Raw genomic sequence first — 433 nt, 5'->3', positions numbered from 1 at the left:
GGTCTTCATCATACGTTAAGTTTTCCACACGTCCAATTTCAGTTTTAAATTTTTTTGTTTGTTCCTTATCTAGCGTATTGTATTTTACTAACGCTTCTATACCTTTTTCCTCACAAATGGCGTAGTTTTCCTCACTGCCGTAACCAGAATCTCCTATTAGCGACTTAGGTAATGGACGTTCAAATCGTTCTAATAGTTCCAAATGTGGTTGTAGACAACCAGGGTCTCCTGCTCGTTGGTGTAAACTGAACCCAATGATAAACTGATTTTCTGTTCCGATTTGAACATTGTATCCTGCCTTTAATTGTCCATTTTTCATATGGTCATCCTTCATCCGCATAAAACTCGCATCAGGGTCTGTCTTTGAATAACTGTTCCTTCCGTTCAAGACTTCTTTTTGGTTTTCATATTTTTGTTTCCGTGGAAGAAGGTC

General features: G+C 38.1%; 1 protein-coding gene. It reads right to left on the bottom strand.

From position 1 onward, the window contains the following. The coding region (locus tag AOA61_RS05955) for a transposase (RefSeq protein WP_143521188.1) at window positions 1–433 on the bottom strand (433 nt) is incomplete at both ends.

It is taken from the genome of Pseudomonas sp. 2995-1 (genome assembly GCF_002742505.1).
Classification (GTDB): domain Bacteria; phylum Pseudomonadota; class Gammaproteobacteria; order Pseudomonadales; family Pseudomonadaceae; genus Aquipseudomonas; species Aquipseudomonas sivasensis.
This window is presented reverse-complemented; position numbering and strand designations above follow the sequence as displayed.